The sequence below is a fragment of the Brevundimonas sp. D3-1P genome, assembly GCF_055809335.1.
This window is the reverse complement of the sequence record NZ_CM147908.1, coordinates 1,641,560-1,662,077: the sequence shown is the minus strand read 5'-3', so window position 1 is coordinate 1,662,077 and position 20,518 is coordinate 1,641,560. Positions and strand designations below refer to the sequence as shown.

Below are 20,518 nucleotides of genomic sequence, written 5' to 3'. Positions count from 1 at the left end.
GCAGGCCGCCGCAGGAGACGATCATGACAGCGAAGCCTGATGCGAAGCCGGCGCGGCCGTGGTTTTCGGCCGGTCCGACGGCGAAACGGCCGGGCTATGCGCTGGGCGGCCTGCCGTCCGATCTGCTGGGGCGAGGCATTCGCGCGCCCGAGGTGGTGGAGCGGTTCGCCCATGGCCTGCGGCTGACGCGCGAAGTGCTGGAGGCGCCCGAAAGCCATGTGATGCTCTATACGCCGGGGTCCGACACGGGTGCGGTCGAGGCGGCGCTGTGGGGGATGCTGGGCGCGCGGCCGGTGCAGGTGATCGCGTTCGAGAACTTCGGCCTGACCTGGCTGGCGGACGTGAAGGATCACCTGGGGCTGGAGCCCGAGGCCCTGACGGCGCCCTGGGGCGAACTGCCCGACCTGTCGCAGGCCGACTGGTCCAAGGACGTGGTGTTCCCGTGGAACGGCACGACCTCGGGCGTGCGCGTGCCCGACGCCGACTGGATTCCCGACGACCGCGAGGGGCTGGCCATCTGCGACGCCACCTCGGCCGCCTTCGCCATGCCCCTGCCGTTCGACAAGCTGGATGTCGTGACCTTCAGCTTCCAGAAGGCGCTGGGCGGCGAGGCGGGCATAGGCGTGATGGCGCTGTCGCCGCGCGCGGTCGAGCGGCTGGATACATACCGGCCCGAACGGCCGATCCCCAAGCTGCTGCGCCTGACCGACGGCAAGGGCCGGTTCGACCGGGCGCTGGCGGACGGGGTGGCGATCAACACTTTCTCGATCCTGACCATTGAGGATTGGATCGACGCCCTGGACTGGGCGAAGGGGGCGGGCGGCCTGACGGAACTGATCCGACGGACGGACGCCAATTATGCTGCCCTGGCGCAATGGGTGGAGCGGACCGACTGGATCGACTTCCTGCCCAAGCGGCCGGAGATCCGCTCGACGACCTCTGTCTGTCTGAAGTTCGTCGATCCGCGCGTGACCGGGCTGGACGACAAGGGGCAGAAGGCCTTCGTCACACGCTTCAAGGCCCTACTGGAGGGCGAAGCGGCGGTGTTCGACATGGAGCCGCATCGCAACGCGCCGCCTGGGTTGAGACTGTGGTGCGGTTGCACCGTCGAGACGGCGGATGTGACCACCGCGACGCCCTGGCTGGAATGGGCGTTCGAGACGGCGGTCGCCGAAGTCGGATAAATCCGCCTGACAGGACGACACCGGACGATTCCCCCGCTATAGGCTGCGCCCGCATTCAAGTGCGGAGAGCGAGCTTTGGCGAACGTGGCGGTGGTCGGCGCCCAGTGGGGCGACGAGGGCAAGGGCAAGATCGTGGACTGGCTGTCCAACCGCGCCGACATGGTGGTGCGGTTCCAGGGCGGGCACAATGCGGGCCATACGCTGGTCGTGGACGGCAAGGTCTATAAGCTGGCGCTGCTGCCCAGCGGCGTCGTTCAGGGCAAGCCGTCGATCATCGGCAACGGCGTGGTGGTCGATCCCTGGCATCTGGTGGGCGAGATCGAGAAGATCGAGGCCCAGGGCGTGGCGATCAGCCCCGACATCCTGACCATCGCCGACAACGCCTGTCTGATCCTGCCCATCCATCCGGCGCTGGACGTGGCGCGCGAGACGGCAGCCAGCGCGCCGGGCGCCAAGATCGGCACGACCGGTCGGGGCATCGGTCCGGCCTATGAGGACAAGGTGGGGCGTCGCGCCATCCGCGTCTGCGACCTGGCCAATGAAGACGACCTGAAGGTCAAGATCGACCGGCTGCGCTCGCACCACGATCCGCTGCGGGCCGGGCTGGGGCTGGAGCCGATCGATCCCGATGCGCTGTTGGCCCAGTTGCTGGAGATCGCGCCCAAGATCCTGCCCTATGTGAAGCCGGCATGGCGCGTGCTGGACCAGGCGCAGAAGGCGGGCAAACGTGTGCTGTTCGAGGGCGCGCAGGGCGCGTTTCTGGACGTGGACCACGGCACCTACCCCTATGTGACCAGTTCCAACACCGTGGCGGGGCAGGCGGCGGCCGGATCGGGCGTCGGACCGCGCGGCGTCGGCTATGTGTTGGGCATCGTCAAGGCCTATACGACGCGGGTGGGCGAGGGGCCGTTCGCCTGCGAACTGAACGATGCGGTGGGCGAGCATCTGGCGACCGTGGGGCGGGAGGTCGGGGTGAACACCGGTCGGGCGCGACGCTGCGGCTGGTTCGACGCCGTGCTGGTGCGCCAGTCGGTGGCCATCAACGGCATCGACGGCATCGCCCTGACCAAGCTGGACGTGCTGGACGGGTTGGAGACGCTGAAAATCTGCGTCGGCTATCGGGTCGATGGCGAGGTTCTGGATTATCTGCCGAGCAGCCTGAAGGCGCAGGGCGCCGCCGAGCCGGTGTTCGAGGAACTGGAAGGCTGGAGCGAAAGCACGGCCGGCGTCCGCAGCTTCAAGGATATCAACGCCAATGCGATCAAATATGTGCGGCGCATCGAGGAGCTGATCGGCGCGCCCGTCGCGCTGCTGTCGACCAGCCCGGAGCGGGACGACACGATCCTGATGCGCGACCCCTTCCAAGGGTAAGGCGACGCAATTGTGCTTATTCAACAGGCCTTAACCAGGGCCAGGTAAGGATAACGGCTCCAGGAAGGGAGCCGACCGTGTTCGCCGCCAACGCCAGAACCCTGAGCCGCATCGAACCCGCCGTCCGACGGGTCGTCATCATCGACCCCAATCTGTCCGCCACGCGCCTGTTGACCGACATCATGAAGGGGATGGGCGCCCGCGAAGTCTATTGCGAGACGGACGAGGAGCGGGCGCTGGAACTGTTGCGCGACGTCGAGCCGGGCGTGATCTTCACCGAACGGTCGGGCGAGACGCTGAACGGCGAGACCCTGGCCCGGCGGGTGCGCCGCTCCAGCATGTCATGCCGGATGTCGCCGATCATCATGGTGACGGCCGAGGCCACCGCCGCCGCCATCAAGGGCGCGCGCGACGCCGGGGTGCACGAGTTCCTGCGAAAGCCCTTCACGACCGGCGACCTGTTCAAGCGGGTCGAGAACGTGGCCCTGAAGCCGCGTCCGTGGATCGAGGCGGTCGGCTATGTCGGGCCGGACCGCAGACGATTCAACTCGGGCGAATACACCGGCGCCAAGAAGCGTCGCAGCGACGGCGCGGGCGGCGGGGCGGCGGAGATGCGCGACCAGGCGACGCGCATCCTGATCTCGGCCATGAACCAGTTCGAGCAAGACCCCTCGCAGGCCACGCGCGCCATTCGCCAGCAGGCCGAGACGCTGAACGGCCTTGCGGTCAAGGCGGCGGACGCCAGGCTGGCGATGGTTGTGGCGACGCTGCAGGCCTATCTGGCGACAGGACAGGTCACGAAGGCCGGCCTGATCCAGCCGGTGAACGCCGTGGTGGCGGCCGCCCGCGCCGCCGACGCCGCATCGACGCAGACGGCGCCCTTGGCCCAAGCCTGCTGACGCAGAGCCGGAGCGCGGTCAGGCGTCGACCAGATTGCGTTCTTCGGCCGCGGCGCGCATGGCTTTCTGCAGCTTCTCGAAGGCGCGGACCTCGATCTGACGCACGCGCTCGCGCGACACGCCGTACTGGCCGGCCAGTTCTTCGAGGGTGACGGGATCGTCCTTGAGGCGGCGTTCCGTCAGGATGTGCTTCTCGCGGTCGGTCAACTCTTCCATCGCTTCCTGCAGCAGGCTCATGCGGATGCCCTTTTCCTCGTCGTCGGCGAGTTGGGTTTCCTGAGAAACGGCCGTGTCGTCGGCCAGCCAGTCCTGCCATTCGCTTTCGCCATCGACGCGCAGGGGCGCGTTCAGCGAAGCGTCGCCGCCGAGCCGGCGGTTCATGTTCGTGACCTCTTCCTCGCTGACGCCCAGTTTGGTGGCGATGGCGGCGAGGTGTTCGGGATGCAGGTCGCCGTCCTCGAAGGCGGAAATCTGGCTCTTGGCCTTGCGCAGGTTGAAGAAAAGCTTCTTCTGGGCGGCGGTGGTGCCCATTTTCACCAGGGACCAGCTGCGCAGGATGTATTCCTGGATCGAAGCCCTGATCCACCACATGGCGTAGGTCGCCAGGCGGAAGCCCTTGTCCGGGTCGAATTTCTTGACGGCCTGCATCAGGCCGACATTGCCCTCGGAAATCACTTCGCCGATCGGCAGACCATAGCCGCGATAGCCCATGGCGATCTTGGCCACGAGGCGAAGGTGGGAGGTGACGAGACGGTGGGCGGCCTCGGGGTCCTGGTGCTCGGACCAACGCTTGGCGAGCATGAACTCCTCGTCCTTGGTCAGCATCGGAAACTTGCGGATTTCCGTCAGATAGCGCGACAGGCCCTGTTCGGGCGACATCACCGCGAGCGTGTTGTTGGCAGCCATAGTAAAGGTCCCTCCGACCGTCTTGAACGAGCGGGCACTTCGTCATCGGCCACGTTCGTGCGCCGACGCCTCACCCCTCAACCGGTCAAATGGCGATGGGTTGCGGCCATTGTTAGAGGCGTATGGTCACACGAAGGCGTGACCGCAACCCCGGCGCCACTCGCGCCAGCTGACGTCGAATGTAGGGACTGGTCCGTTTCCATTCAAGACGCGCGTTCTCGGTGATCAAAGCCCCAGTATGCCGCGATAGGTCGGGTGAACGACATCGGCGTGCTCGGGGTGTTTCTGCAGATAGGCCGAGAAGAAGGGGCAGACCGGCAGGATCAGCAGGTCGCGCGCCTTGGCGTCGGCCAGGACGTGTTTGGCCAGGCGGCTGGCGATGCCCCGGCCCTCCAGCCGCTCGGGCGTCAGGGTCTCGGTGATCATCAGATTGGGCGGCGATAGATTGTAGGTGACGACGGCCACGTCGCCGTCGACGGGCAGTTCGTAACGCTTCAGTTCGGCGTTGTCGCGGATGTCGGGATCGAGCATGGCGTTCCTTCAGAGTTCGCGGAGCAGGGCTTCGAGCGCCAGCATATCGGCGGGCGGCGCGGTTTCGAAGCGCAGGCTTTCGCCGGTCACGGGATGAACGAAGCCCAGGACGGCGGCGTGCAGCGCCTGGCGGGTCAGGCCCGCCTGGGCGATGGCGGCGCGGACGGGCAGGGACGGGCTGCCCGAGCCATAGGTCGCGTCGCCCAGGATGGGCGCGCCCCTGGACGACAGATGCACGCGGATCTGGTGGGTGCGGCCGGTATGCAGGGTGCAGGCGACGCGCGCGGCCAGGGGCGGTCCGCCGACGCGGGCGGGTTGGCCGAAGGCGGCCTGAACGACATAGTCGGTGATCGCCTCGCGGCCCCCGGCCTTCAGCACCGCCATCTTCTTGCGATCGCCGGTCGAGCGGCCGATGCGGGTCTGGATGCGGTCGGTGGCGGGCGAGGGGGCGCCCCGGGTCAGGGCGATATAGGTCCGTTCGATGTCGTGGCTCGAAAACAGAGCCGACAGACCGGCGTGGGCGCGGTCGCTCTTGGCGGCGACCATGACGCCGGAGGTGTCCTTGTCCAGCCGATGCACGATGCCGGGACGGGCCACGCCGCCGATGCCCGACAGGCCAGCGCCGCAATGGGCCAGAAGGGCGTTGACCAGGGTGCCGTCTGGCGTGCCGGGTGCCGGATGGGCGGCCATGCCGGCCGGCTTGTCGATGACGATCAGGTCCGCGTCCTCGAAAAGGACGGTCAAGGGGATGGCCTGCGGCCGGGGCGCCGCCGGGGCGACGGGGGGCAGGGTCACGGCGTAGAGGCCGGGCCGGGCCTTGGCCGATCCATCGGTCACGACCACGCCGTCGCGCCTGACTGCGCCCTCGGCCAACAGGGCCTGGAGGCGAGCACGCGACAGGGCGGGGAAGGCGTCGGCCAGGGCCTTGTCCAGCCGGACGCCGGACGCGTCGATGCGCGCCTCCGGCGTCTCGGTCGAGGCCGCGGCGGGGGACAGGTCGTCGTCGATCGGATCGGGGTCGGGCACAGTTCTCCCTAGCACGACGGACGGCTTGCGCGAGGGCGCGCAGCCGGTCGATAGTGACGCCAGGGACGCGGGGACATGCGATGACGCGACTGAGGATCGCCGGAAGCGTGCTGGCCGTGGCGGCGCAGCTGGGCAGTTGCACGACCATGAGCAAGGACCAGTGCCTGGCCGGCGCCTGGGGCGAGAAGGGATATGCCGACGGGGCGGCGGGCTATCCGACCAGCCGGCTGGACGACCACGCCAAGGCCTGCGCCAAATACCAGGTCGCCCCGAACCCGGCCGCCTATGAATCGGCGCGAGAGGACGGCCTGAGGTCCTACTGCACCTTCGAGCGGGGCTGGGCCGAGGGACGGGCGGGAAACGCCTATTACGGCGTCTGCCGGCCCGAGGAGGAGACGGTCTTCATGCCGGCCTATCGCGACGGCCTGCGGCTGTACGCGGTGGAGGACGCGCTGCGGACGGCGCAGGGCGCGCTGAGCAGCGCCGAGGCCCGGATCGACAACCGCCAAGACAAGCTGGAGGCGAAGGAACGCGAACTGGCCGGTGAGGGGCTGACCGAGGAGGAACGCGGGCGAATCCAGCAGGTGCGCGGCGAGATCAGGGAGGCGCGCCGCAGCGCCCGCGAGGCGCGCGACGCGCTGGACCGCGCCGAATGGGACGTTCGCCGGGTGCGGCGGGAACTGGCCGACCGCTACCCGGTCTAGCGCCGGCGGATCAGGCCGCCTTGACGGACGCGCCGCGGAAGGACGGGTCCAGGTCGCCCGAGGCGTAGCGTCTGGCCATCTGGGCGGTGGAGAGCGGGCGGATCTTGGACGCCTGACCTTCGCAGCCGAACTGTTGGTAGCGCTCCATGCACAGCTTCTTCATCGCTTCCTTGGCGGGCTTCAGATAGGCGCGGGGATCGAACTCGCCCGGCTTTTCGGCGAGCACCTTGCGGATGGCGCCGGTGATGGCCATGCGGTTGTCGGTGTCGATATTGACCTTGCGCACGCCGTGCTTGATGCCGCGCTGGATCTCCTCGACCGGCACGCCCCAGGTCTGGGGCATCTGGCCGCCATAGGCGTTGATGATGTCCTGCAGGTCCTGCGGCACCGACGAGGAGCCGTGCATCACCAGGTGGGTGTTGGGCAGGCGGCGGTGGATTTCCTCGATCACGTTCATGGCCAGGACTTCGCCGTCCGGCTTGCGCGTGAACTTGTAGGCGCCGTGCGAGGTGCCCATGGCGATGGCCAGGGCGTCGACCTTGGTGGCGGCGACGAAATCGACGGCCTGGTCCGGGTCGGTCAGCAGTTGCGAGTGGTCCAGCTTGCCTTCGAAGCCATGGCCGTCCTCGGCCTCGCCCATGCCGGTCTCCAGCGAGCCCAGCACGCCCAGTTCGCCCTCGACCGAGACGCCGCAGGCGTGGGCCATTTCGGTGACGCGGCGGGTGACATCGACGTTGTATTCGTAACTGGCGGGGGTCTTGGCGTCCTCTTCCAGCGAGCCGTCCATCATGACGCTGGTGAAGCCGTACTGGATGGCGGTGGCGCAGGTGGCGGGGCCGTTGCCGTGGTCCTGGTGCATGCAGACCGGGATGTGCGGATAAAGCTCGGCCAGGGCGTCGATCAGCTTGGCCAGGACGATGTCGTTGGCGTAGCTGCGGGCGCCGCGGCTGGCTTGAATGATCACGGGAGCATTGACCTCGTGGGCCGCCTCCATGATCGCCAGACCCTGCTCCATGTTGTTGATGTTGTAGGCCGGCAGGCCGTAGTCGTTTTCCGCCGCATGATCGAGCAGCTGTCGCAGCGTGATGCGCGCCATGATGATAGTCTCCTGAGCCGAATAGTTTTTTTGATTGGGCGAAAGACTAGCCGCGAGACGCGCCGAAGTCACGCCGCGTTACAGCCGTCTTTCGCCGGTCGACGGATCAGGCCCCGATCAGGCCCCGATCAGGCCCCGATCAGGCCCTGAGCGCCTCGACGCCCGGCAAGGCCTTGCCCTCCATCCACTCCAAAAAGGCGCCGCCGGCGGTGGAGACGAAGGTCATGTCGTCCGAGACGCCTGCGTGGTTCAGGGCCGCCACCGTGTCGCCGCCGCCGGCGACAGCGATCAGCTTGCCGGCCTTGGCCAGTTCGGCCGCGTGTTTGGCGGCGGCGACCGTGGCGGCGTCGAAGGGCGGAACCTCGAACACGCCCAGCGGGCCGTTCCAGATCAGAGTCTTGGAGGCGTCCATGGCCGCGTTCAGGCGGACGACGGTCTCGGGACCGGCGTCGAAAATCTTGTCGGCGGCGGACAAGGCAGCGCCAGTCTTGACCGTGCGGGCCTCGGCGCCGGGCTTGACTTCGGTCGCCACGACGACATCGACCGGCAGCAGCAGTTCGCAGCCCAGGGCCTCGGCCTCGGCCATGATCGCGCGCGCCGTGTCGGCCATGTCCTTTTCGGCCAGCGAGCCGCCGATGTCGACGCCTTGGGCATAGAGGAAGGTGTTGGCCATGCCGCCGCCGATGGCCAGTTTGTCCAGCTTGCCGACCAGGTTCTTCAGCAGGTCCAGCTTGGTCGAGACCTTGGAGCCGCCGACGATGCCGACGACCGGTTTCTGCGGCTGGCCCAGGGCGGCGTCCAGGGCGTCCAGCTCGCGGCGCATGGATTCGCCGGCATAGGCGGGAATGTGGTGGGCGATCCCTTCGGTGGAGGCGTGGGCGCGGTGGGCGGCCGAGAAGGCGTCGTCGACATAGAGGTCGCCGAGATCCGCCAGCTTCTGGGCGAAGACCGGATCATTGGCCTCTTCCGCCGCATGGAAGCGCACGTTTTCAAGCAGCAGCACGTCGCCGGCGTCCAGATCGCGGATGGCCTCGACGGCGGGGGCGCCGATGCAGTCGTCGGCGAAGCGGACGGGCGCGCCCAGCACGTTTTCTAGCGGTTCGACCACGGGCCTCAGGCTCATGGACGGCACGCGCTGGCCCTTGGGGCGGTCGAAGTGGGCCAGCAGCACCACCTTGGCGCCCGCGTCGCGCAGGCGCTGGATGGTCGGCGTGGCGACCCGCAGCCGTGTATCGTCCGTGACCTTGCCGTCCTCCATCGGGACATTGAAGTCCACGCGGACCAGAGCCGTCTTGCCGGCGAGATCCTTGGCGTCGTCGAGGGTGCGGAAGGTCATCAAGGTATCCGTTCTACATCTGGCTCCACGCCCAAAAGACGTAGACAAAGAAAGCTGTGATGGCGGTAAGCGTCAGGAGTAGGCTGCCGACGAATATGTTGAGTAGGCGGTGTTTATGAATGTCAGGCGTTCGTTGTCGCCAAACCGCAAGAACCCAAGCTCCGCATAAAAGCCATATGGCCGGGACGAGGCGAAGGAAAAGATTCCATAGTCCACCGCTACTCAGGAGCCCCCCTTGGGACCAAACCTCGCTGACGTATCCAGGAAGGTCCAGCGCAGTCCGCCCTACGTAAAGGGCTATGGGCGCTGACAGAACCAGAAGGATAGTCAGCGCCCATTTGGTCATCAGAGGAACTTCGCCATCTGCAGCGCCGTGTCGCTCATGCGGGTCGCGAAGCCCCATTCGTTGTCGTACCAGCTCAGCACGCGGGCCAGCTTGCCGTCGACGACCTGGGTCTGGGGCAAGGCGGCGGTGGAGGAGGCGGCGATGTGGTTCAGATCGTGCGACACCAGCGGGTCGGTCGTGGTGAACAGGACGCCTTGCATCGGACCGTCGGCGGCGGCCTGAAGCGCGGCGTTGATCTCTTCGACCGTCACCTCGCGACCGGCGACGACCTTCAGGTCCACGACCGAGACGTTCGGGGTCGGGACGCGGATCGACGAGCCGTCCAGCTTGCCCTTCAGTTCCGGCAGGACCAGGCCCAGGGCCTTGGCGGCGCCGGTCGAGGTCGGGATCATCGACAGACCGGCGGCGCGGGCGCGGTACAGGTCCTTGTGCATCGTATCCAGCGTCGGCTGGTCGCCGGTGTAGGAGTGGATGGTGGTCATGTAGCCGCGCTCGATGCCGAACAGGTCGTTCAGCACCTTGGCGACGGGCGCCAGGGCGTTGGTGGTGCACGAGCCGTTCGAGACGACGATGTCGTCGGCGGTCAGGGTCTCGTGGTTGACCTTATAGACGATGGTCTTGTCGGCGCCGTCGGCGGGCGCCGAGACCAGAACGCGCTTGGCGCCGGCCTTAAGGTGGGCGCTGGCCTTGTCCTTGGAGGTGAAGATGCCGGTGCATTCCAGGGCGATGTCCACCTTCAGCTCGGCGTGGGGCAGGTTGGCCGGGTCGCGCTCGGCCGTCACCTTGATCTTGCCCGCGCCGACGTCGATCCAGTCCTCGCCCGACGTCACCGTGCCGGGGAAGCGGCCATGGACCGAATCGTAGCGGAACAGGTGGGCGTTGGTCTCCACCGGACCCAGGTCGTTGATCGCCACCACCTCGATGTCCTTGCGGCCATGCTCGACGATCGAGCGAAGGACGAGACGGCCGATGCGGCCGAAGCCGTTGATGGCGACGCGAACGGTCATGATGGAAGGCTCCTCTGAACGGTAGGTATGGCGCTTATATAGGTTTGGCGTCTCAATGGAGCGGTCGGGCGCGGCTTGCAACCCTGGGCCTGTAACGTGATGTGATGAACCGTTTCAGGCGGTCACATGGGTGCGTCGTGCGAAGGCAAGAAACACCCCTTGCCGCGCGCAATGGAGCGCATTCGGCAAAATTTTTGCGACAGGGGTTGTGCCGGTTCGGGCGGTATGGTTTCTTGCCGTCAGAACAGGGAGCCCCCCGTGGCCACGACGACGCGCGACATGATGAAGGGACGCACCGCCAAGGCGGTCGCAGCCGTTCGCGCGCCGATCGGCCTGGAAGCCCCGATTTTCCTCATTAACCTCGTACTCCTCGGCCTGCTTACGCAAGCGGCGTGGATGCACGCGACCTGACCTAAACGCACTCAGGATCGCCTCGCACCACCCCGCTCCCGAAAGGAAGCGGGGTTTTTCGTGCTTGGCGGTTCGAAAAGAACCGGACCGATGACGCAAGATTCTACCTCAGAACCCAAAAAGCCCAATGCGCGCAGCGCGGCGGTGACGGCCGGCCCGAACCGGGCCGCCGCCCGTTCGTATCTGCGCGCCGCCGGCATGCAGGACGCCGATTTCGACAAGCCGATGATCGGCATCGTCAACACCTGGTCGACCGTCACCCCGTGCAACATGCATCTGGACCGGCTGGCCAAGGACGTGCGGGCGGGCGTCGTCGCGGCGGGCGGCTATCCGGTCGATTTCAACACCATCGTCGTCACCGACGGCATCTCCATGGGCACGGCGGGCATGAAGGCCTCGCTGATTTCCAGAGAGGTCGTCGCCGACTCGATCGAACTGGCCATCGAGGGCCATCAGCTGGACGGGGTGGTCTGCATCGTCGGCTGCGACAAGACGATCCCGGCGGCGGCCATGGCCTTGGCGCGGATGGATATCCCCGGCCTGGTCTATTACGGCGGCACCATCATGCCGGGCGTCTTGCCCGCTCCCGGGGGGACCAGGGAGGTCTCGGTCCAGGAAGTGTTCGAGGCCATCGGCGCCCATGCGGCCGGGGCTCTGGACGATGCGGGCCTGAAGGCGGTCGAGAGCGCGGTCTGCCCCGGCGCCGGCGCCTGCGGCGGCCAGTTCACCGCCAATACGATGGCCATGGCCCTGTCGGTCATGGGCATTTCGCCCATGGGCGCCAACGACGTGCCGGCTGTCGATCCGAACAAGGGCGCCGAAGGCGAACGCTGCGGCCGGATCATCGTCGAGCGCGTCTTCTCCGGCGACACGGCCCGCAAATACATCACCCGCGCCAGCCTGAAGAACGCCGCCGTCGCGGTCTCGGCCTCGGGCGGATCGACCAATGCGGTCATGCACCTGACGGCCATCGCCGCCGAGGCCGGCGTCGATTTCGGCGTCGAGGACTGCCACCAGGCCTGCGTCGAGGCGCCGGTCATCTGCGACCTGAAGCCGGGCGGGCGCTTCCTGGCCTCGCACCTGTTCGCGGCGGGCGGAACGCGCCTGGTCACACAGCGGATGGCCGAGGCCGGCAAGATCGTGAACACCCCGACCGTCAGCGGCCGCAGCCTGTTCGCCGAGGCGGCCGAGGCGGAAGAGGCGCCGGGCCAGGTCGTGGTCGCAAGCTTCGATGCGCCGGTCATGGAACGCGGCAGCTACGCCGTCATCTATGGCGACGTCGCGCCCGAAGGCGCGGTCATCAAGCTGACGGGCCACAAGGTCGATGTGTTCGAAGGTCCGGCCTGCGTCTTCGACTCGGAAGAAGACGCCTTCCACGCCGTCCAGGACGGTTCGGTCGGCGAGGGCGATGTCATCATCATCCGATACGAAGGCCCCAAGGGCGGCCCCGGCATGCGCGAGATGCTGCAGGTCACGGCCGCCCTGAAGGGGCGCAAGATCGACAACGTCGCCCTGATCACCGACGGCCGTTTCTCGGGCGCCAGCTATGGCTTCGTCGCCGGCCACGTCTCGCCGGAAGCCGCCGTCGGCGGCCCGATCGCTCTCATTCGCGATGGTGATCGCATCACCATCGACGTCACCAACCGCCGGATCGACGTCGATGTCGATCTGGCGACGCGCCGGGCGGGCTTTACGCCCCACGTGGTCCGCCCGGCGCGAGGGGTCTTCGCCAAATACCGCGCCTCGGTCGCCTCGGCCGCCCAGGGCGCCGTCACCATTCCCAACCCGCCGCCGGCGCAAGTTCCGGCATCTCACAAATCCGCCGCCGCCCAGGACGCCTGACCCATGGCCATCACCATCTACACCAACGAAGACATCCGCCCCGGCGCCATCGCCGGCCAGCGCATCGCCATCATCGGCTATGGCTCGCAAGGCCGCGCCCACGCCCAGAACCTGAAGGACAGCGGCCATGACGTGGTCGCCGGCGTCCGCCACGGGGGCACGGGCTGGAAACACGCCACCGAGGACGGCGTCCCGACCGCCGAGCCCGCCGAGGCGGTCAAGGGCGCCGACATCATCGCCATCCTGACGCCCGACATGGTCCAGGATCAGGTCTATCGCGACATCATCGAGCCGAACGCCAAGGAGGGCTCGGCCCTGCTGTTCGCCCACGGCTTCTCGATCATCTACGAGCGCATCACCCCGCGCGCCGACATGGACGTGATCCTGGTGGCGCCCAAGGGACCGGGCGATCTGGTCCGTCGCGAGTTCCAGCGCGGCCGCGGCGTGCCCAGCCTGTTCGCCGTCGAGAAGGACGTCACCGGCAAGGCGCGCGACCGGGCCATGGGTTACGCCAAGGGCAACGGCGGCGCGACCGGCGGCCTACTGGAAACCACCTTCCGCGAAGAGACCGAGACCGATCTGTTCGGCGAACAGGCGGTCCTGTGCGGCGGCGCCAAGGAACTGGTCATCCAGGGCTTCAACACCTTGGTCGAGGCCGGATACCAGCCGGAGATCGCCTATTTCGAATGCCTGCACGAGCTGAAGCTGATCGTGGACCTGTTCTACGAAGGCGGCATCTCCAAGATGCACCACTTCATCTCGGAAACGGCCAAATACGGCGCCGTGGCCAGCGGTCCGCGCGTCGTCAACGCCGAGACCAAGGCCCGGATGAAGACCATCCTGGACGAGATCCAGGACGGAACCTTCGCCCGCAACTGGATCGCCGAGAACGAGGCCGGCAAGCCGCAGTACGAAGCCTGGCTGAAGGCGGACCGCGAAAGCCAGATCGAACAGGTCGGCGCCCGTCTGCGCGAGCGGATGGCCTGGCTGAACGCGCCGAAAGCCGAAGCGGCCTGATCGCCGCCTGAACGACCGGATGACCCTGATGACCGCCGCCGCCTTCAAACCCTCAGCCGAGGCCGTCCCCCAGTCGGGGGCGCGCCTGCTGGTCTCCACCCTGGAGCGGCTGGGGGTGGAGGTGGTGTTCGGCTATCCGGGCGGCGCCATCATGCCGGTCTATGACGCCCTGGCCGGATCCAAGCTGAAGCATATCCTGGTCCGCCACGAACAGGGCGCCGCCTTCTCGGCCGACGCCTATGCGAGAAAGAGCGGCAAGGTCGGGGTGTGCATGGCCACATCGGGACCCGGCGCCACCAACCTGGTCACGGGCATCGCCAATGCGATGATGGATTCCGTGCCGATGGTCTGCATCACCGGCAATGTCGCCCAGGGCTTGATGGGCACCGACGCCTTCCAGGAAATCGACATCCTGGGCGTCACCCTGCCGATCGTGAAACATTCGATCCTGGTCCGTTCGGCCGCCGAGGTCCCGGCCGCGATCGAGGAAGCCTTTCACATCGCCAGGTCGGGACGGCCGGGTCCGGTCCTGGTCGACCTGCCCAAGGACGTCCAGTTCGAGACGACGGGCGAGGACTATGGCTTTTCCATTCCCAACGAGACGCCGCGCGTCGATCACGACGCCGTCGCCGCCGCCGAGGCCGCGATCCGTTCGGCGAAGAAGCCGCTGGTCTATATCGGCGGCGGGGTGAAGATCGGCGGGGCGACCGAGACCCTGCGCGCCTTCGTCGAGACGACCGGCATCCCCCAGGTCTCGACACTGAACGCCCTGGGCACGATCCCGACCGACGCCTCCGGAATGCTGGGAATGCTGGGCATGCATGGCACGCGCGCCGCCAACCATGCGGTTCAGGACTCGGACCTGCTGATCGTCGTCGGCGCCCGGTTCGACGACCGCGCCACCGGCAAGCTGGCCGAGTTCGCGCCGAACGCCCGCATCGTCCATTTCGACATCGACGCCTCGGAAGTCGGCAAGCTGCGCAGCGCCAATGTCGCCGTCGTCGGCGAATTGCGCGAAGGGGTCGAGGCCCTGACGCAGCGGATGCGGGCGGGCGCGGCGCTGGACATCCAGGCGTGGGTCGAGGATTGCGTCCGCGCCGCCGAGGCCGGCGCCCACCGCTATGATGCGCCGGGGCAGGGGGTCTATGCGCCCGCCCTGCTGAAGGAAATCTCGGAAGCCGCGGGCGACGATTTCGTGGCCGCCTGCGACGTCGGTCAGCATCAGATGTGGGCGGCCATGCACTGCCGCTTCGCCCGGCCGGAGGCGCACATCACCTCGGGCGGCCTGGGGGCCATGGGCTTCGGCCTGCCCGCCGGCATCGGGGCCAAGCTGGCCGATCCGTCCGCGACGGTCGTGACCATCGCCGGCGACGGCGGCTTCATGATGAACATCCAGGAACTGGCGACGCTGAAGCGTTACGGTATCCCGCTGAAGATCGTGCTGATCGACAACTCCTCACTGGGCCTGGTGCGCCAGTGGCAGGAGCTGTTCTTCGCCGAGAACTATTCCGAGATCGACCTGTCCGACAACCCGGATTTCGTGAAGGTCGCCGAGGCCTTCGGCGTCGAGGCCTTCCGCATCGATCGCCGCGATCAGGTGTCGGACGGCGTCCGGCGCCTGCTGGCCGCCGACGGCCCCTGCCTGGCCCATGTGGTCATCGATCCCCGAGACAATGTCTGGCCGCTGGTTCCGCCGGGCAAGAACAACGCCGAAATGATGGAGGGCTCCTGAGATGAGCGACACGATCCACATCCAGATCGACCGTGCGGACGGTTCGCTTCAGCGTCTCATCGGCCTGGTGGAGCGCCGGGGCTTCCATATCGACGGCATCGACATGGCTGATGAAGGCGCCTTCCGCCGCGTCGCCCTGACCGTGCGCGGCCGCGACGCCGGACGCTGCGTGGACAATCTGGGTCGCCAGATCGACCGGCTGTTCGGCATGCGCCGCATCTCAAACGACATTATTCAATCCGAGGCCGCGTGATGGGCTCCGACGTACGAGTATCCGGCGGGTCGCGAACCGAACAGATCGCGGCCGATCCGAACCGCGTCATCGTCTTCGACACGACGATGCGGGATGGAGAGCAGGCGCCGGGCTTTTCCATGTCCGCCCAGGCCAAGGTCAAGATGGCCCAGGTCCTGCGGGATCTGGGCGTCGACGTCATCGAGGCGGGCTTCGCCGCCGCCTCGCCCGGCGACGAGGACTGCATCCGTCGCGTGACCAGCGAAGTCGAGGGACCGATCTTCTGCTCTCTGTCGCGCGCCAATGAAAAGGACATCGACGCCAGCTTCCGCGCCCTGCAACCCGCACCCAGGGCCAATCGCCGTTGCCATGTCTTTCTGGCCACCAGCCCGATCCACCGGGCGGCCAAGTTGAAGATGTCGACCAACGCGGTGCTGTCGACCGCCGTGCGGTCAGTCGAATATGCGCGCACCCTGTTCGACGACGTCGAATTCTCGGCCGAGGACGCCTTCCGCACCGAGCCCGAGTTCCTGGCCGATGTGCTGGAGGCCGCCGCCGACGCCGGGGCGCGGACCCTGAACGTACCCGACACCGTCGGCTATGCGACGCCGCAAGAGGTGCGCGAGCGGTTCGCCTATCTGGCCGCCCGCATCAAGGCGCGGCATCCGCAGGTGATCTTCTCGGCTCATTGCCATGACGACCTGGGCATGGCGGTCGCCAACTCCCTGGCCGCCGTAGAAGGTGGTGCGCGCCAGGTCGAGGGCGCGATCAACGGCATCGGCGAACGGGCCGGCAACGCCTCGATCGAGGAGGTGATCATGGCCCTGAAGGTGCGCGAGGACCGCTATGGCGTCACGACCGGCGCCGACAGCCGTCATCTGGTGCGGGCCTCCAAGATCCTGTGCGAGATCACCGAGACGGTCATCGCCCGCAACAAGTCGGTGGTCGGCGTCAACGCCTTCGCCCACGAGGCGGGCATCCACCAGCACGGCATGCTGGCCGACAGCCGGACCTACGAGATCATGCGGCCTCAGGACGTGGGTTTCGAGGGCAGCTGGTTCGTCCTGGGCAAGCATTCGGGCCGTCACGCCATCGCCAAGCGCGCCGAGACCCTCGGCCGTCCCATCGAGGGCGAGCGTCTAGCCGCCGTGGTCGCGGGCTTCAAACAGCGCGCCGACCAGATCGGCGAGATCAACGACGCCGAACTGATCGCGATCATCGACCGTGTCGACGGCGTGGCGGAGACGGTGGCCCAATATGCGTAAACGATCCTCCACCGTGGAGCGCAGCGTAACGGGGGAGGGGGACCGCGAAGCGGTGGAGGGGGCGACCCCATGCACCGAGTCTGCGGTTGCCCCCTCCACCATGCTGCGCATGGTCCCCCTCCCCCGCTTCGCAGGGGAGGATTGCTGATGGCCCGCACCCTGTTCGACAAGGTCTGGGACGCGCACGTCGTCAGGGCCGAAACGGCCGAGACGCCGGGGGTGCTGTATGTCGACCTGCATCTGGTGCACGAAGTCACCAGCCCCCAGGCCTTCAGCGAGATAGAGGCGCGGGGCCTGAAGGTCCGCCGCCCCGACCGGACCTATGCGGCCCTGGACCATTCGACCCCGACCCTGCCGGCGGGGCTGAACGGGCTGAAACCCTATGTCACCGCCCAGGCCGAGGCCCAGGTGCATACCTTGGAACGGAACTGCGCCGCCCACGGCGTGCCGCTGGCGGGATGGGGGTCCGAGGATCGCGGCGTCGTCCATGTCATGGGGCCGGAACTGGGCCTGACCCAGCCGGGCATGACCGTGGTCTGCGGCGACAGCCACACCGCGACCCACGGCGCGTTCGGCGCGCTGGCTTTCGGCATCGGCACCTCGGAAGTCGGCCATGTGCTGGCGACCCAGTGCCTGTTGCAACGCAGGGCCAAGGCCATGCGGGTGACGGTGACGGGCGAACTACAGCCGGGCGTGTCGGGCAAGGACGTCGCCCTGGCCGTCATCGCCGCCATCGGTTTCGGCGGCGGCACCGGCTATGTCATCGAATATGCCGGCGAGGCCGTGCGCTCGCTGGACATGGAAGGGCGGATGACCCTGTGCAACATGTCCATCGAGGCCGGCGCCCGCGCGGGCATGATCGCGCCAGACCAGACGACCATCGACTGGCTGCGCGGCCGCAAGCACGTCCCCGCCGACTATGAGGTGGCGGCGGCCGAATGGCTGAAACTGGCCACCGATCCGGGCGCGGTCTTCGACAAGGAAGTGGTGATCGACGGCGCCGCCATCCGGCCGATGGCGACCTGGGGCACGACCCCGGACGCCGGGGCGCCCATCGGCTCGCCGGTCCCACAGCCGCAGTCGGACAGCGACCGCAAGGCCATCGCCTATATGGGCTTCACGGCGGGCGAGGCGACGACCAGCCAGGCGGTGGACGTGGTCTTCATCGGCTCCTGCACCAATGGCCGTCTGCCCGATCTGCGCGCCGCCGCCGAGGTTCTGCGCGGCCGCAAGGTCAAGCCGGGTCTGCGGATGCTGGTGGTGCCGGGCTCCGAAGCCGTGCGTCGCGACGCCGAGGCGGAAGGCCTGGACCAGGTCTTCATCGCCGCCGGCGCCGAATGGCGCATCCCCGGCTGTTCGATGTGCATCGCCATGAACGGCGATGTCGTCGCGCCGGGGCAGTTGGCCGTCTCGACCTCCAACCGCAATTTCGAAGGCCGTCAGGGCAAGGACGCCCGCACCATTCTGGCCAGTCCGGCGACGGCGGCGGCGACGGCTGTGGCCGGGGTGCTGACCGACCCGCGCGTCTATCTGCAGGAGGCGGCGAATGCGTGACTTCACCCCCTTCCGCTCATCCCCGCGAAAGCGGGGACCCAGTGCTTTCTTAAGGCACGCTGTGAGGAATGACCGTCGCAATGTGAGTGGCAAGAGCTATCGCCCACAGAACTGGGTCCCCGCTTTCGCGGGGATGAGCGGAGTTTCTCATGCCTGAGCCGTTCACCACCCTGACCTCGAAGACGGTCACGCTGAGCCAGGCCAATATCGACACCGACCAGATCATCCCCGCGCGGTTCCTGACGACGACGACGCGCGAAGGTCTGGGCAAGGCCGCCTTCTATGACTGGCGTTACGAGGACGATGGATCGGAGAAGCCCGAGGCCGTCCTGAATCGGATCGACCCGGCGGAGCACCGCATCCTGCTGGCCGGCAGGAATTTCGCCTGCGGTTCGTCGCGCGAACACGCGCCCTGGGCCCTGCTGGACTATGGCTTCCGGGCGGTGATCTCCACCGAGATCGCTGACATTTTTACATCGAACGCGCTGAAAAACGGCCTTCTGCCCATCGTCGTCAGCCAGGCCGTGTGGGACGATCTGGCGTCGCAGCCGGATCAGCCGGTCACGATCGACCTTCAAGCCAATCAGATCCAGCGAGGCAATGCCGAACCCGTGCCGTTCGGGGTCGAATCCTTCGCCCGCCAATGCCTTCTGGACGGGGTGGACACCCTGGGCTGGCTGCAATCAAACATGCCCGAGATCGAAGCCTACGAGCGATCGAGAGAGACCGTAAGATGACCACCGCCGCCGAGACCTACACCATCGTCCTGCTGCCCGGGGACGGCGTCGGGCCCGAGGTGACGCGCGCCGCACGCGACGTCCTGTCCGTGATCGGCGACTTCTACGGCCATCATTTCGCCGTCAGCGAGCATCTGATCGGCGGCGCCGCCATCGACGCCACGGGCGAGGCCCTGCCGCAGGAAACGCAGGACGCCTGCGTCGCCGCCGATGCGGTTCTGCTGGGCGCGGTCGGCGGACCCAAGTGGGACGGCGGCAAGGTTCGGCCCGAACAGGGGCTGCTGGCCATCCGCAAGCTGATGGGCCTGTTCGCCAATCTGCGTCCTCTGCAGGTCTCGCCGGTCCTGGCCCACCGCTCGCCTCTGAAGAAGGAGATCGTCGAGGGGGTCGACCTGATCGTCTTCCGCGAACTGACCGGCGGGGTCTATTTCGGCAAGAAGACGCGCGACGAGAAGGGCGCGACCGACCTGTGCGAATATACGGTCGTCGAGATCGAGCGCGTCGCCCGCGCCGCCTTCCAGACCGCGCGCCAGCGTCGCGGCAAGGTGACGTCGGTGGACAAGGCCAACGTCATGGAGACCAGCCGTCTGTGGCGCGAGGTCGTCAGCCGCATCCACGCCGAGGAGTTCCCCGACATCGAGCTGGAACACGCCCTGGTCGATTCCATGGCCATGCACCTGATCAGAAAGCCCCGCGAATACGACGTCATCCTGACCGAGAACATGTTCGGCGACATCCTGTCGGACGAGATTTCGGTGCTGGGCGGCTCCATCGGCCTATTGCCGTCGGCCTCGCTGGGCGCGGAAGGTCCGGGCCTGTTCGAGCCGATCCACGGCTCGGCGCCCGACATCGCCGGGCAGGATCTGGCCAATCCGGTCGGCGCCATCCTGTCGGCGGCCCTGCTGTTGCGTCACAGCCTGAAGCTGGAAGACGAAGCCGACTCCGTCGAGGCCGCCGTCGCCGCCGTTCTGGCCGCCGGAGCCGTGACCGCCGATCTGGGCGGCGAACTGGGCACGCGCGCCGCCACCGAGGCCGTGATCGACGCCATTCGGGCCATCCACTGGGCGGCGGCGCACCGGGTGCAGATGCACTGGGCGTAATCGGCGACGGCAGAGCGCGAAAATCCTTTCGTCAACCTTGGCTGTAACGGCATAGCGACTGCTTGCTAAGGGCGCATAATCGAAAGATTTTGCGGCCTTAACTTTTTATGACCGTACCGTTGCAAGAAAGTTGCGCTGTTCGCCGCCAATCCCCTTGCGCGCGACGCAAATGCGGTAAAACCTTCGCAACTGCGAGATTGCATAGGGGGTACTATTTCATGT

General features: G+C 67.4%; 19 protein-coding genes. 13 read left to right on the top strand and 6 right to left on the bottom strand.

All coding sequences use genetic code 11. The annotated features are described in order from the left end of the window. Positions 1–23 precede the first annotated feature (23 nt). The 3 genes from AC0L6G_RS08455 (at position 24) to AC0L6G_RS08445 (ending at position 3,454) form a co-directional block, all read left to right on the top strand. Positions 24–1,184 (top strand): phosphoserine transaminase, encoded by a 1,161-nt coding sequence (locus AC0L6G_RS08455; protein ID WP_473251898.1) that lies wholly within the window; start codon positions 24–26, stop codon positions 1,182–1,184. Positions 1,185–1,259: 75 nt separating this feature from the next. Then, positions 1,260–2,555, top strand: a complete 1,296-nt coding sequence (locus tag AC0L6G_RS08450) for an adenylosuccinate synthase (RefSeq protein ID WP_473251897.1) — start codon at positions 1,260–1,262, stop codon at positions 2,553–2,555. 77 nt (positions 2,556–2,632) lie between these two features. Next, positions 2,633–3,454: a response regulator gene (locus AC0L6G_RS08445; RefSeq protein ID WP_473251896.1), complete on the top strand. Its 822-nt coding sequence runs from the start codon at positions 2,633–2,635 to the stop codon at positions 3,452–3,454. 18 nt (positions 3,455–3,472) lie between these two features. Here the strand turns inward: AC0L6G_RS08445 and rpoH are convergent, their stop codons facing one another. The 3 genes from rpoH to AC0L6G_RS08430 all read right to left on the bottom strand — a co-directional run bounded on the left by rpoH (position 3,473) and on the right by AC0L6G_RS08430 (position 5,917). Then, on the bottom strand, positions 3,473–4,360 hold the full coding sequence (gene rpoH / locus AC0L6G_RS08440) for an RNA polymerase sigma factor RpoH (RefSeq protein WP_291535843.1): 888 nt from the start codon (positions 4,358–4,360) through the stop codon (positions 3,473–3,475). Positions 4,361–4,585: 225 nt separating this feature from the next. Further along, positions 4,586–4,891: a GNAT family N-acetyltransferase gene (locus tag AC0L6G_RS08435; protein WP_291535842.1), complete on the bottom strand. Its 306-nt coding sequence runs from the start codon at positions 4,889–4,891 to the stop codon at positions 4,586–4,588. Between the two features lie 9 nt (positions 4,892–4,900). Beyond that, positions 4,901–5,917 carry an RluA family pseudouridine synthase gene (locus tag AC0L6G_RS08430; RefSeq protein WP_473251895.1) on the bottom strand — a complete coding sequence of 339 codons (1,017 nt, stop codon included), beginning with the start codon at positions 5,915–5,917 and terminating at the stop codon, positions 4,901–4,903. Between the two features lie 80 nt (positions 5,918–5,997). Between AC0L6G_RS08430 and AC0L6G_RS08425 the strand changes: the two genes are divergently transcribed. Then, on the top strand, positions 5,998–6,621 hold the full coding sequence (locus AC0L6G_RS08425) for a DUF2799 domain-containing protein (protein ID WP_473251894.1): 624 nt from the start codon (positions 5,998–6,000) through the stop codon (positions 6,619–6,621). A 10-nt stretch (positions 6,622–6,631) separates the two neighbouring features. Here the strand turns inward: AC0L6G_RS08425 and fba are convergent, their stop codons facing one another. The 3 genes from fba to gap form a co-directional block, all read right to left on the bottom strand. Then, positions 6,632–7,717 carry a class II fructose-bisphosphate aldolase gene (gene fba / locus AC0L6G_RS08420; protein WP_293828116.1) on the bottom strand — a complete coding sequence of 362 codons (1,086 nt, stop codon included), beginning with the start codon at positions 7,715–7,717 and terminating at the stop codon, positions 6,632–6,634. A 139-nt stretch (positions 7,718–7,856) separates the two neighbouring features. Continuing rightward, positions 7,857–9,053, bottom strand: a complete 1,197-nt coding sequence (locus AC0L6G_RS08415; RefSeq protein ID WP_473251893.1) for a phosphoglycerate kinase — start codon at positions 9,051–9,053, stop codon at positions 7,857–7,859. Positions 9,054–9,398: 345 nt separating this feature from the next. Beyond that, a complete protein-coding gene (gene gap, locus AC0L6G_RS08410) occupies positions 9,399–10,406 on the bottom strand; it encodes a type I glyceraldehyde-3-phosphate dehydrogenase (RefSeq protein WP_293828118.1) in 1,008 nt (335 codons plus the stop codon). Between the two features lie 258 nt (positions 10,407–10,664). On the opposite strand from gap, the gene AC0L6G_RS08405 reads away from it, so the two are divergent. The 9 genes from AC0L6G_RS08405 (at position 10,665) to leuB (ending at position 20,296) form a co-directional block, all read left to right on the top strand. Next, on the top strand, positions 10,665–10,817 hold the full coding sequence (locus tag AC0L6G_RS08405) for a hypothetical protein (RefSeq protein ID WP_293828120.1): 153 nt from the start codon (positions 10,665–10,667) through the stop codon (positions 10,815–10,817). A 90-nt stretch (positions 10,818–10,907) separates the two neighbouring features. Continuing rightward, on the top strand, positions 10,908–12,659 hold the full coding sequence (ilvD, locus tag AC0L6G_RS08400) for a dihydroxy-acid dehydratase (RefSeq protein WP_473251892.1): 1,752 nt from the start codon (positions 10,908–10,910) through the stop codon (positions 12,657–12,659). A 3-nt stretch (positions 12,660–12,662) separates the two neighbouring features. Beyond that, the gene (ilvC, locus tag AC0L6G_RS08395) at positions 12,663–13,676 is read left to right on the top strand and encodes a ketol-acid reductoisomerase (protein WP_293828123.1); all 1,014 of its coding nucleotides are present in this window, start codon (positions 12,663–12,665) and stop codon (positions 13,674–13,676) included. A gap of 19 nt (positions 13,677–13,695) precedes the next feature. Continuing rightward, the gene (gene ilvG, locus AC0L6G_RS08390) at positions 13,696–15,408 is read left to right on the top strand and encodes an acetolactate synthase 2 catalytic subunit (RefSeq protein ID WP_293828125.1); all 1,713 of its coding nucleotides are present in this window, start codon (positions 13,696–13,698) and stop codon (positions 15,406–15,408) included. 1 nt (position 15,409) lies between these two features. After that, positions 15,410–15,661, top strand: a complete 252-nt coding sequence (locus AC0L6G_RS08385; RefSeq protein ID WP_293828127.1) for an ACT domain-containing protein — start codon at positions 15,410–15,412, stop codon at positions 15,659–15,661. Further along, a complete protein-coding gene (locus tag AC0L6G_RS08380) occupies positions 15,661–16,905 on the top strand; it encodes a 2-isopropylmalate synthase (protein ID WP_293828131.1) in 1,245 nt (414 codons plus the stop codon). The genes AC0L6G_RS08385 and AC0L6G_RS08380 overlap by 1 nt, the downstream gene beginning before the upstream one ends. 147 nt (positions 16,906–17,052) lie before the next feature. Continuing rightward, positions 17,053–18,459 carry a 3-isopropylmalate dehydratase large subunit gene (gene leuC / locus AC0L6G_RS08375; RefSeq protein ID WP_473251891.1) on the top strand — a complete coding sequence of 469 codons (1,407 nt, stop codon included), beginning with the start codon at positions 17,053–17,055 and terminating at the stop codon, positions 18,457–18,459. A gap of 149 nt (positions 18,460–18,608) precedes the next feature. After that, positions 18,609–19,196, top strand: coding sequence for a 3-isopropylmalate dehydratase small subunit (leuD, locus tag AC0L6G_RS08370; protein ID WP_291535831.1), 588 nt, complete (start codon positions 18,609–18,611; stop codon positions 19,194–19,196). Next, positions 19,193–20,296 carry a 3-isopropylmalate dehydrogenase gene (gene leuB, locus AC0L6G_RS08365; protein WP_473251890.1) on the top strand — a complete coding sequence of 368 codons (1,104 nt, stop codon included), beginning with the start codon at positions 19,193–19,195 and terminating at the stop codon, positions 20,294–20,296. The genes leuD and leuB overlap by 4 nt, the downstream gene beginning before the upstream one ends. The last annotated feature ends 222 nt before the right edge of the window (positions 20,297–20,518 follow it).